This is a genomic window from Mesorhizobium sp. P5_C1 (assembly GCF_054049815.1).
The window spans coordinates 1-639 of record NZ_JBFULQ010001326.1; the positions used below are offsets into that span (position 1 = coordinate 1).

Annotated in this window: 1 pseudogene; it reads left to right on the forward strand. The window is 65.3% G+C overall.

The annotated features are described in order from the left end of the window. Positions 1–639: pseudogene (locus ACXJ7R_RS35640) on the forward strand (DNA polymerase III subunit alpha); the annotation flags it as partial.

Below are 639 nucleotides of genomic sequence, written 5' to 3' on the forward strand. Positions count from 1 at the left end.
TCTCCCTGCTGTTCGAGCGCTTCCTCAACCCCGACCGCGTATCGATGCCCGACTTCGACATCGACTTCTGCCAGGATCGCCGCGAGGAGGTGATCCGCTATGTCCAGCAGAAATACGGTCGCGACCAGGTCGGCCAGATCATCACCTTCGGTACGCTGCAGGCGCGCGCCGTGCTGCGCGACGTCGGGCGCGTGCTGCAGATGCCCTACGGCCAGGTCGACAAGCTTTCCAAGATGGTGCCGCAGAACCCGGCCAATCCGGTCAAGCTCGCCGACGCCATCGCCAACGAGCCGCGCTTTGCCGAAGAGGCCGAGCGGGAGCCGATCGTCCAGACGCTGCTCGACATGGCGCAGAAGCTGGAGGGCCTCTACCGCCACGCCTCGACGCACGCCGCCGGCATCGTCATCGGCGACCGGCCGCTGTCGGAACTGGTGCCGATGTACCGCGATCCGCGCTCGGACATGCCTGTCACCCAGTTCAACATGAAATATGTCGAGCAGGCCGGGCTGGTGAAGTTCGACTTCCTCGGCCTCAAGACGCTGACGGTGCTCGAAACGGCGGTCAAGCTGATCCGCCGGCGCGGCATCGAGATCGACCTGGCGACGATCCCGCTCGACGATCCCGAGACCTATGCCATGC